The 9550-nt window shown below is 60.7% G+C and carries 10 protein-coding genes and 1 pseudogene; 3 read left to right on the top strand and 8 right to left on the bottom strand.

Translation table 11 applies throughout. The annotated features are described in order from the left end of the window. Positions 1–164 precede the first annotated feature (164 nt). From U5A52_RS40260 to yecR, 3 genes are all read left to right on the top strand, one after another. Positions 165–665 carry an IS21 family transposase gene (locus U5A52_RS40260; protein WP_321939826.1) on the top strand — a complete coding sequence of 167 codons (501 nt, stop codon included), beginning with the start codon at positions 165–167 and terminating at the stop codon, positions 663–665. A gap of 169 nt (positions 666–834) precedes the next feature. Then, positions 835–1446 (top strand): hypothetical protein, encoded by a 612-nt coding sequence (locus tag U5A52_RS40255; protein WP_321939824.1) that lies wholly within the window; start codon positions 835–837, stop codon positions 1444–1446. Between the two features lie 377 nt (positions 1447–1823). After that, positions 1824–2138 (top strand): YecR family lipoprotein, encoded by a 315-nt coding sequence (gene yecR, locus U5A52_RS40250; RefSeq protein WP_321939822.1) that lies wholly within the window; start codon positions 1824–1826, stop codon positions 2136–2138. 294 nt (positions 2139–2432) lie between these two features. On the opposite strand, the gene U5A52_RS40245 is transcribed toward yecR, so the two are convergent. The 8 genes and pseudogenes from U5A52_RS40245 to U5A52_RS40210 all read right to left on the bottom strand — a co-directional run bounded on the left by U5A52_RS40245 (position 2433) and on the right by U5A52_RS40210 (position 9549). Continuing rightward, entirely contained in the window at positions 2433–3497 is a 1065-nt protein-coding gene (locus tag U5A52_RS40245) for a phage late control D family protein (protein ID WP_321939820.1), read from the bottom strand. A 314-nt stretch (positions 3498–3811) separates the two neighbouring features. Continuing rightward, positions 3812–4198 (bottom strand): annotated as a pseudogene (locus U5A52_RS40240) (phage tail protein); the annotation flags it as partial. A gap of 25 nt (positions 4199–4223) precedes the next feature. Beyond that, a complete protein-coding gene (locus U5A52_RS40235) occupies positions 4224–6803 on the bottom strand; it encodes a hypothetical protein (protein ID WP_321939819.1) in 2580 nt (859 codons plus the stop codon). Next, entirely contained in the window at positions 6796–6921 is a 126-nt protein-coding gene (locus U5A52_RS40230) for a GpE family phage tail protein (RefSeq protein WP_321939817.1), read from the bottom strand. The genes U5A52_RS40235 and U5A52_RS40230 overlap by 8 nt, the downstream gene beginning before the upstream one ends. Positions 6922–6929: 8 nt before the next feature. Further along, positions 6930–7292: a phage tail assembly protein gene (locus U5A52_RS40225; protein WP_321939830.1), complete on the bottom strand. Its 363-nt coding sequence runs from the start codon at positions 7290–7292 to the stop codon at positions 6930–6932. A gap of 62 nt (positions 7293–7354) precedes the next feature. Next, positions 7355–7864, bottom strand: coding sequence for a phage major tail tube protein (locus tag U5A52_RS40220; RefSeq protein ID WP_042266769.1), 510 nt, complete (start codon positions 7862–7864; stop codon positions 7355–7357). A gap of 27 nt (positions 7865–7891) precedes the next feature. Next, a complete protein-coding gene (locus U5A52_RS40215; RefSeq protein WP_321939815.1) occupies positions 7892–9064 on the bottom strand; it encodes a phage tail sheath protein in 1173 nt (390 codons plus the stop codon). A 41-nt stretch (positions 9065–9105) separates the two neighbouring features. Further along, positions 9106–9549, bottom strand: coding sequence for a phage tail assembly chaperone (locus U5A52_RS40210; protein WP_321939813.1), 444 nt, complete (start codon positions 9547–9549; stop codon positions 9106–9108). Position 9550 lies beyond the last annotated feature (1 nt).

Below are 9550 nucleotides of genomic sequence, written 5' to 3'. Positions count from 1 at the left end.
GTGAAAAAGTTGATAATTTATGTTATGTCAAATTGCGGGGGCTAACGAATTGAGAAGCTATCAATTTCGACAGGTTGAGTTATACGTTTGTAAACATACTTACAAACACTTACAGAAATTCAGCCTTACCGCCCATGATTGCCGCAGCTCCCCGACATGGCGAATTGTCCGACTTCCTGAAGCTGACGGATGGTCTGTCAGTCGCCCATGTCGCCAATATCCTTCGCTGCTGCACCCGCACCGTCCGTAACTACGTCGCCGGCCGCTCCCCAATTCCTTGGCATCGCATCGAGCTCCTGCGCTTGCTCAAGCACGAGCCAAGTGCTGCTGCAACTCCAGCTGCTGAAGCCCGGTCCGCCGATCCCGACGTTGTATTGGCGGCCAACATTGAACCTGATCCGGCGGCACCTGATGTACCCCCCGCCGAACTGCTGGCATGGGTCGGCGTCCACGCTCCGCATTACCTTTCGAGCCAACGCAGCTTCGCCCTCTACGTGCGCGGCTGGAACGTCATTGACAAGATCCGCCGCGCGAAACGCGAAGGCACGTTTTCCGACGTTCTCGCGAGCTGGCGCGTTCTTGCGCACGAATTGCCAAAGTCCTGGCGATCGGGCCGTTTGGTCAACGACAATGGGCCGCCCGCTTACTATCACACTGTGAACTGACCGCAAGGAGCGCGAACGATGCTCTCCGCTCGTCGGACCTCACAACCGCGTCCACGCGCCAAGGGTCATTCATGGTATCGAGCCGCTTTGGCGAGCTTTCGTTTTGGCCCGCTGCGACTAAACTGCAACTTGATATCCATCTTGGCTCACCACAACAATTGAGGCGTCCATGAGCACGGCTCCCCAACAACGCAAATCCGCTTCAAAGATGGCCGACCACCCACAATGGGCCAAGACATTTGGTCGGTGGCTTGGAGGGTTGGCCTTCGTAGTCGCCGCGCTGGCTTCACTTATTACGGCGATGGGGAAATTGGATGATGCGTTTAGTAAAAACGTCGCGGACGATATCAAGCAAGCCATGTATTTGGCGGGGATGATTCAATTCACACCCTACACAGAGATTCGGGGCGACACGATGACTTTGGACGGAGGGCACGGCGGGCCAAAAGGATTCGCGCGGCTCGCAATACCTGACAACCTCAACTACAGGAATGTCCACGTCAAGCAAGTCGATGCCTCTTGCACATATGAAGTCGTGGAACCGAATTGCATAAGCAATGCAGATCAACACACAACCTATTGCTTCAGCCCCGGATCGATAGGGGCCTGCTCACCCGGCAACTCGCATGTTACCTGGTATATCGCTGCGGACGTTCTTGAACGATATGACGCGGTAAAGCTAACAAGACTTGGCATAGTTGTATTCTGGGTCTTTGTGGTCATTGGCCTGTGCCTGATTACCGCGCCTACGTTAATTGGGATATTCCGACGAACTCGTTAGTGGGAGAGGTTCCGAAGGACGGTTTATGTCTCGAAAATTGATGGTCGGTTGGACTTCCAGCGTATGGCTTGATAAGTGTCCCTTCCCGCGCGCATGGGGCAATCTCAACCTCCCCTACTCGACCTTACGGAAATGTCGTCGATGCAGGTCGGTTGTCGGATCGTCGCGCATCTCCAGCTCGAGCGTAGTGAGCAGTCGAATTTAGGTGGGCATCGACCAGGCTACTACGCACACTTCGCCGAATTCCCGGCGCGTCGGAGAGTGAAAAGGCCGATGGGTGCGAAACTTGGTTGGTTAGTCCGCGTACAACAAAAGTAAGCATTGCTTAGCGTTGCAAGTCAGCGCTAATTGGCACTTGTCAAACGGCGGAGGGAAAAATGGGCAAGAAAATCGCAATGTTCTTGGGCGCAGCAATTCTCTTAGGGGCCTGCGCAGCACCTAAAGAAATGGTCGCTACAGGCGGCAGCAAGGCCGACGGCACCGTAAGAATGTCATATGAATATGGCATGTTCGAGGTGCCCGAAGTGAACGCAGCACAAGGCGCTGCGGCAGCCACACAACGATGTGCGGCATGGGGGTATAAGGAAGCTGAACCATTCGGCGGTGCGACAAAAGATTGCGTCGAGTCATCGGGCGGCAGCTGCGACCGTTGGAGGGTCACTGTAGAGTATCAGTGTACCGGCACTCCATAGAACACTGGCCATACGTCCGTACGGTTGCTATGGGATACATTACGTGTGATAGATCGCTGGGTGCCACGGGACATTGTGGATACTTTGTCCACAAGCTGATACGCAAAGCGGCTGCTATACCTGTAGCCAATCGCGATGGTGGTGGTGGCAATGATATGGGATTCACTGTGCCCCGCCCCCCGCCGACTACCGTCATAAATGTCCTGCAACGGTGCATAGCAGCCGTCAGAATGGCAACTCCGCGGGTCAGACGAGTGGCCGGAAGTGGCGGCATGGGGGTAATCACATCATCCCCTACCCGACCTTATGGAAATGCGACCGGTGCCTGTCGCTTGTCGGGTCGTCGCGCACTTCCAGTTCCAGCGTGGTCGTAAAACCTCCATCGCCGATCGTGTGCGTCGCTTTCTTTACGAGCCAGGGCGTTTCGTCCATTTCAGCTTTGAATCCTGAAACGATCACTGGCAGCTCAGGGAAAATCTCCGCCTGCCCGAGCGCGAGCGTGTAGTCGAGCGTTGCCTGACTGCGCTGCGTGCGCGCAAACTCCGCTTCGGCGGCCGCGCGCGCTTCGGCTTCGGTCGCATAGTCTTCGGGCAATACCTTGACGTTGTGATTGTTCTCGCCGCCGACTATGACCGACTTGCGCTTTCCCTGCCCGTTTGAATGGTAATGCGCACGCACGGCCGCATAGCTCTCGCGCTGCGATACGTGATAGCGGTGCTGGTCGCCGCTCCTGCGCGTGATGTTGAGCACGCTGAGCGCCTTTCCGCTCGCGGTCTTGCCGGTGCCGATCGGCATGAACAGCAGGCGCAAATCCTTGACGTTCATCACGGCGTCGTAACGCTTCGCGACGCGCGTGAGAAAAGACATATCGCTCTCGTGCGTCTGGTCGATATGCGCGATGACGATTTTCGCGAGCGCTTCGGCAATGGCCGGCTTGAGCGAGTGGCGGCCGGCGATCGCGCTCACGATCGCGCCGATCGTCTGCGCGTGCCAGCTCTGTTCCCGCCGCTCGTGCATCGCTTCTGTCATCGAGGCCGAGCGCGCGCGGATCGTGATGATATCGGGGGCGCCGCTGTGTTCAACTTCGTCGACGGTGAACGTGCCTTTGTCGACAAGCGTCTCGCCGACCCATCCGATCGCAACCTTGATCGCGGCGCCGCGCTTCGGAATCGCGAACGATCCTTTCGAGTCGTCTAGCACGAGGTCGAGCGTGTCGGCTTCTTCAGCGCGTGATTCGGAAAGCGACAGGCTGATAAGGTTCGGCGCGATCAGGCGCGAGAGGTCGCGCCCGTCGAGCGTGATGCGGTAATCGGCCTGCGGCTCTTTGCGCAATACGACTTCGGCGGCCTTGTCCGTCATGCGCCCCCCGTCTTTTCGAGAACATACGCAACGACCGTGTTCACGGCTTCGCCGGTGTCCCTGCTAATCGTCTTCGCCGCCTTCAGGGCTTTATCAAGCGAGATGCCGCTAGCGGTCGAGAGCCCCTTGACGGTCGCTTCGGCAACGTCAGGCGCGACAGTGACGACGGCAGTGATCGCCGCGGATTTCACGTTGCTGAGTTTCAGGTTTTTCACGTTGTCGACAACCTGCGTGCCGACCTTGGCGACGGCGCCCGCCTGCGTGAGCAATTGCTTTGCCTCGCTCTGCGTCTTGTCGCTGTCGGCAGTAACGGCGAGTGTTTCGTCGGCGACGCGCTTGAGCGTGAGCGTGAATTCGATTTTCTTCGGCGCCCCTTCGGCCGTGTGAAACGTCTGCGTTTCGTTCAGGCCGTCGATGATATAGGCGCCGTACACATTGCCGGCGCCGTCGACGAGCACGTAAGCGTCGCCGGCATCGGCCATCGTCGCGAGCTGCTTGATGGATGCGACTGAGCCGAACGACTCGGCCGGAACGACGGTTCCGTTGAGCGTGATCGTGTCGTCGCCGGCGCCGGTGTACTGGCTCGCATCACGCACGCCAACGCGCGAGCTGGTGCGGTGCTTCCAGTTGCGTTGACGCTGCAGCTCCTTGTAAGGCGCAGTCGACAGGCTGAACACGAATTGATCGAGCGCCATCATCATTTTGGGTTTCCTCCTGGCTTATCGATTACCCGCGATCGGAAAGGCTCGAACCGATGCGCGAACGCTTCGCACTCTCGCGGCGGTCCAGCTCGGCCGCGACAGCGCGAGCGATCGCCTGCGGATCGGCGCCGGCCTGCGGATAAATGTTGATGAGGATCGGCGCCGGCGTGCTCGCGGCAGCAGCGGCCGCCGGCTGGCTCGCGATCGGCGCGCGGGTGTCGATCGGCACGGTCGGCCGCACGAGCGGCGCGGCGCCGGCCATCCCCGGCACGCCGAACGTTGTTGCCGCAACGGTGGCGAGGCCTGCGGCGGCCCTGGCGATGCGCCCTTGCCCGCCCTCCATGCCGATCGCGGCGCCCTCACTCATAAAGCCGCCGAGTTCAGCGAATACCCGGCTAGGGCTGTGAATGCCGAGCTTTTCCTTGAACCATCCGACCGTCGAGCTGGCGACGTTCACGATCGCATCCTTGACCGTGCCGAGGCCGCCCGTGAGGCCATTCACGAGGCCGCTGACAATGTTCGAGCCGAACGCCGTGAATTGCGCCGGCAGCGTAGAAAACCACGTCATCGCGCCCGCGAACGTCGCGCGCACGCCATCCCACAGGCTGCCAAAAAACGTCTTGATAGGTTCCCAGTATTGGTAAATCAGGTACGCGCCGAGCGCGATCGCGGTGATCGCGAGGCCGATCGGGTTCATCAGCATCATGCGGCCCACAAACATGATCGCCGAGCCGAGCATACGGAATGCGCCGGCCCCCATGCCGAGTACGCGCGCCAGAATGCCGCCCTGCATCCCGAGCGTCGACATACTGAACTTGAGCACGGCCATCGGGCCGAGCACGCCCGCGAGCGCGATCGTCAGCGTGCCGCAAACAACGAGGATCGCGGCGAGCGCGGCGAGAACCGTGAGGATCACTTTCGCGGCCGTGCCGTGTTCCTTCATGAACCCGACAACCTTCTGTGTAGCGCTCGCCGTCAGTTCGAGGCCTGCGTTGTACATCGGCGTGATTTTCTCGCCCATTTCCGTTTTCAGGTCCTTGAGCTGTCGGTACGCTTCCAGCTCGCGGCCCTGCGATAGCTGCGCGCCCTTCCCGGCCGCGCCGTCGATACCATCGGCGCCGGCGTTCCGGTGTTCATTCTTGTGAATCTGCTCGCGCTGCATGTACATCGTCGTGAACAGGTTCGCGGCCGTGCGATTCGTGAAAATCGTCGCGATCATGTCCTTAACCTTGTCCGGGTCCGTGATGCCCTTCGCGGCGAGCTTCGGAAGCAGGACCTTTTCCATCCATTCGAGCGGCGAGGCTTTCAGCACGTCGCCGCCGGCGAGCGCGCCGGGTTTGATTTGCTTGATCATGCCGATCTTGTTGTATTCGACCATCTTCGGGTCGAGCAGTCCGAGGCCTTGCATGACCTTCGCCGCCTTCACGGTCGTTTTGCCCTGATAGATGTTGCTGTACGCCGACATCAGGCCAGTGCCGACAGCATGGCCGCCCATTTCCTGAATGAGCGGTTCCATCTGGTAATAGAACGCGTCTTTGCGCATCTGTTTCGCAGCAACGCCGCCGGTCTGAATGAAGTTGCGCCACTCGTCGCCGCCCACGCGGCCGCCGGTCGCCGTGAGAACCTTTTGCACCATGTTCGCTTCGTCCTTGAACGTCGCTTCGTTTTTCGTGCCGCCGCGCAGCTCGATCACCTTCAGCATGTTCATGAACTTTTCTTCGTTCGCGTGCGCGTCCTCACTCCCATAAAGGGAATCATTGGCGAACTTCATTTTCGCGAGTGTCGGCATCACCATTTGCGCGTGATGCTCGTCGGCGAAAACGCTCAGCGCGTCGCGCATCATCACCATGTTGTCGTTGCGCGATACGCCGTACTGGTTCATCGATTTGACGTAACCCACGGCGTCATTCGATGCGCGATCGCCGAGGCCGAGCGCACGAACGCGCATTTCCTCGCGCTGGAATTCCTTCGCCTCGTTGAGCGATTCGCGCAGGTCGCCGAGTACGTGCGTGCCGGTCGAGCGTGCTGCGTAGCCGCCGACAGCCATGCCGGCCGCAACGCCCTGCATTTTCTCCATGCTTCGGCGAGCAGACGCCACGCGCTTTTCGCGATCGCCGATCGCTTCGAGCTTGCGCATTTGATCGTTCATCGTCGAGGTGGTCGATGCGATGCTGCTGCGCAGGTCGCGCTCGTGCCGGGACAGGTTTCCCGTGTTCACGCCGGCGGCCGCGAGCTGGTTGCGCAGCTCACGCACGCGGGCCGATTGCCGCTCGTGTTCGGTTCCAAGGCTCGCGGCCGTCTGCCTGGCCTTCTCGAACTCCGCGGACATCTGGCGCGAAGGATTGGCGGTTGCCTTCAACGTGGCGGCCAGCTCGCTCACGCGGCCGCGCGCGGTGTCGAGCTGGGAAGCGGTCGAGGCGAGCCCCTTGCGCACCTCGCGAAACTCGCCGATGGTCGTTTGCGTCTTGCCCATTTCGGCCAGCTCGCGCCGCGTTTCCTTGAGTGAGCCGGCGAGCCCCTTGTTACCGGCGAGGATGTTTTTTAGGGGCTTCGTCATGTTGTCGACCATATCGAACATGACGCGAAGTTTCAGGGCGTTATCCATCGTTTCCGTTTCCGCTTCTGAGGCGCGCATGCTCGCGCCATTCCATCAATTCCGCAAGGCCGAACTCGTCCATTACGACAGGCGTCCATCCTGTGAAAATGGTCGCGATATCAGCCATCGCGTCTTCTACATGCTCAGGGATTCCATGCGCGCTTTCGCGGCCTTCGGCATCAAAAAACCGGCAAAGATACCTCCCAGTTGCACGAGGTCGGCCGGGTCGATGTTGGCGACATCGAACTCGGTGAGGGTCGGCGTCGAGATACGCGGGAGCACTTTCGAAAGCGCCGTAACGTCGAGGTTCACGAGGTCGGAAAGTGACACGCCGCGCAGCTCGCCCGATCGCGGCTTGCGCAGCGTCACGCGGTCGATTACCTGCTTTCCTTCGCCGCGCACGAGCGGGGTGTCGAGAATGTGCGTGTTCGGATCGGCGGCCGCCGACGTGTTGGATTCGTTTTCCGGGGCGCTGTTGGCTTGGTCTGCTCGTTGCATCGTCTGGGTATAGGGGGTGAGGTTAGAAAGGCGTGGCGGCCCGTTTCCGGTCTGCCGTGGCATTACAGGCCGATCGCGGTGCGAAGCGCCTGCAGCAGATCGGTGCCGTTGATGTTCTCGATCATGTTCACGAAGTCGAGTTCGATGATCGTTTCGCCGTTCACGGTAAGCTTGTAGTAGCTCGCTGCGGTCGTGATCTTGACGGCGGTGTCTTCCTTCGCCTTCGCGTTGCCGAGGTCAATTTCCGAGTGACGGCCGCGCACGACGACTTCGATCGCGTCGTACTTGTCGGAATCCTCCGCCTGATAGCCGCCGGCGAAACGCAGCAGTACCGCGTCGTGCTTCAGCGCGGCGTACTGCGTGAGAACCGACTTCACGAGGCCGCCGCACGTCCATTCCATCTGGATAGCTTCCTGGCCAAAGTCGACCTTGACCGGGCCGCTCATGCCGCCGGCCTGATAGTCCTCCATCTTGCGGGTCAGCTTCGGCAGCGTGATTTCGGGAACCTTGCCGGCGAAGTTCTCGCCGTTGTGAAAGAGGTTGAACCCCTTCAGTTTGCTCGGCAGTGCCATTGTGTTTTGCTCCTGTGTAGTGCCGGCTTACGCGTTGACGCGCGAGGCGAAATCGGCGAGGTATTGGTCGGTGATGCGCTGGCGCAGCAGCAGGTTTTCGAGCGGCGGCACGGGCGTATAGTCGTAATCGATATACGCCTTGCCGGACTTGAGCACGTCGGTCGTGTTCGGCTCGGCATCCCACCACGACGACCCGCCGATGAGATAGCCCTGCGAGGTCCATTCGCGCATCTTTGCGTTGATGCTCTCGATGATGTCGCGGGGCAGCGAGGGATTGAGGGGGCCGTCGACAACGGGCATCTGCGCTTCTGCGATCGAATCGGCGATTACCTGCGCGGTGCGCGTGTAGTTCTCGAACATGAAAAGCGGATCGTCGGAACAGGTGCGCGATCCCCAAAAACGGTAACCATTGCGGTTGATGAGGGTCGTCACGTCCTGCTCGTTCAGGTAGCCCGCATCGGTCGACGGGTCCTGCAGATCCCAGGACACGTCAGCACTGATCCCCGTCACGCCATTCACGGCGACGTTCGAGAGCGTCTTGTGCCAGCCCGTATCGTTGTCGATCCTGGCGCGCAGGCCCATCGCATACGCGACGGCCGGCGCTTCGACCGCTGCGCCCGTCGTCTCGTCCCATGCGAGGAAATTCGGCCAGATCACCATGACTTCGCGCTGGCTGAACTGCTTGCGGTAGGTCGTGACTTCCTCCTTGGTCTTGCAGCCGTTCGCGAAGGCGTAGACGAAACCGCGAAGGGTCTGCGCGATCGAGGCGAGCTCGGCGGCCACGGGTTGCGTGTCGAGGAACGGAGCGCCGAGAATCCGGGGCTTTACGCCGAGCTTCGCCTGCGCCGTGAGCAGTGCCTTGATGCCGGTGTATTTGCCATCGGCCGTGACGGTGCCGATCACGTTGGTCGTCGTCTCGGCGTCGTCCTTGCCTTCGGCCACGCGCACGACAACGGTGACCGGTTTGGTCTGCAGGCCGATCGCGTTCAGCGCCTTGTAAAGCGTGCCCCTGGTGCCGGCCTTGCCGAGCGCTGCAACGACGTTCGTGAGCAGCACGGGCGTATTGAGCGGGAACGTCGCTTCGTCGGCATCTTCGGCAGTCGCGACAAGGCCGAGCACGGCCGTCGACACGGTACGGATAGGCCGCGTGCCTTCGTTGATTTCCAGCACGCGTACGCCGTGGTGATAGTCCTGCGGCATGTTCAATTTCTCCGATGAGGGTGAGAGAGGAAAGGCGGCCGTTACAGGGCCGTGACGAAATCCGGCACGGCCGGCAGTTCAACGTTCGGCCATTCGGCCTGTTCGGGCAGATCGCGCAGGGTCTTTCGATACGCGAGCAGCGTTGCGTATTGCTCGGCCGTGAGTGTGGTGGCGCCGCCAAGCGCCAGCTCGTCCTGGTGGCGTGCAACGATCCAGTCGGTCGCCGTGATGGCCGCATTACGTTCGACGCGCTTCAGCTCGGCGAGCGCGTCGCCAGATGGCGGCGCAGGATCGAGCAGCACGGGATTGCCGCTCGCGTCGACGCCCGGCAGCTTGCCGGCGCTCTGCCCTTCGAGCATCGCGCTGTACTGCGTGGCCGTGAGCTTTACAGCCGGCGAGCCCTGCGGCGGCGAGCTGATAGCGTCGTCGTAGAAGCCGGTGATTGCCCGCGTGGCGTCATTAAAAGTTGCGTATTTTTGGCCCATG

The organism is Paraburkholderia sp. J8-2 (assembly GCF_905220195.1).
Taxonomy (GTDB): domain Bacteria; phylum Pseudomonadota; class Gammaproteobacteria; order Burkholderiales; family Burkholderiaceae; genus Paraburkholderia.
The sequence above is the reverse complement of the archived record's forward strand: the minus strand, read 5'-3'. Positions and strand labels throughout refer to the sequence as shown.

Bases quoted from the DNA above. Each gene is read 5' to 3' on its own strand.
- U5A52_RS40255 (WP_321939824.1), top strand. From the start codon at position 835: ATGAGCACGGCTCCCCAACAACGCAAATCCGCTTCAAAGATGGCCGAC.
- yecR (WP_321939822.1), top strand. From the start codon at position 1,824: ATGGGCAAGAAAATCGCAATGTTCTTGGGCGCAGCAATTCTCTTAGGG.
- U5A52_RS40245 (WP_321939820.1), bottom strand. From the start codon at position 3,497: ATGACGGACAAGGCCGCCGAAGTCGTATTGCGCAAAGAGCCGCAGGCC.
- U5A52_RS40235 (WP_321939819.1), bottom strand. From the start codon at position 6,803: ATGGATAACGCCCTGAAACTTCGCGTCATGTTCGATATGGTCGACAAC.
- U5A52_RS40230 (WP_321939817.1), bottom strand. From the start codon at position 6,921: ATGGCTGATATCGCGACCATTTTCACAGGATGGACGCCTGTCGTAATG.
- U5A52_RS40225 (WP_321939830.1), bottom strand. From the start codon at position 7,292: ATGCAACGAGCAGACCAAGCCAACAGCGCCCCGGAAAACGAATCCAAC.
- U5A52_RS40220 (WP_042266769.1), bottom strand. From the start codon at position 7,864: ATGGCACTGCCGAGCAAACTGAAGGGGTTCAACCTCTTTCACAACGGC.
- U5A52_RS40215 (WP_321939815.1), bottom strand. From the start codon at position 9,064: ATGCCGCAGGACTATCACCACGGCGTACGCGTGCTGGAAATCAACGAA.
- U5A52_RS40210 (WP_321939813.1), bottom strand. From the start codon at position 9,549: ATGGGCCAAAAATACGCAACTTTTAATGACGCCACGCGGGCAATCACC.